General features: G+C 56.7%; 1 protein-coding gene. It reads right to left on the bottom strand.

Annotated elements, in window-relative coordinates; translation table 11 throughout:
- A partial coding sequence (locus ACTHUT_RS21810; RefSeq protein WP_440419905.1) for a TonB-dependent receptor plug domain-containing protein occupies positions 1-478 on the bottom strand: 478 nt, incomplete at both ends.

Raw genomic sequence — 478 nt, 5'->3', positions numbered from 1 at the left:
GTCCATGCCGTTTACGGCGGTGGACGCGCCTTTAATCAATTGCGCCGAGCCAACTTGCACGCTGGCAGTACCTTGCGTGCCATACATGCCTGCCAAACCGTTGACGCTGAATTGGCGCGCATCAAGTTGATAACCGCGGAAATACAGGCCGGTCAGCGTGTTGCTTTCGCCGCCAAACTGCCAAACGGAAGCGTCTTTTTTCGCTACGGCATCCACCAAAGTACGCGCTTCGGTGTTGTTGAGGGCTTGTTCGTCGTAATTGACGACGGTAATCGGCGCGGTAAAGGCGTTGGCTTTGCCCAATACGCCCAAGTTCACGCGGTCGCGCAAGTCGCCGTCGCTGGCGATGGAGTAAGAACGGGCGGCTTTGACGCGTTTGGCGTCGGCGCGGACATTGACTTCCTGCAACTGCTGTTGCACAGGGGTTTCGGGTGTCGCTTCATCGGCGGCATAAGAAAATGCGCTCATAATCAAAAGC

This window comes from Neisseria sp. P0022.S010, assembly GCF_051956635.1.
This window is presented reverse-complemented; position numbering and strand designations above follow the sequence as displayed.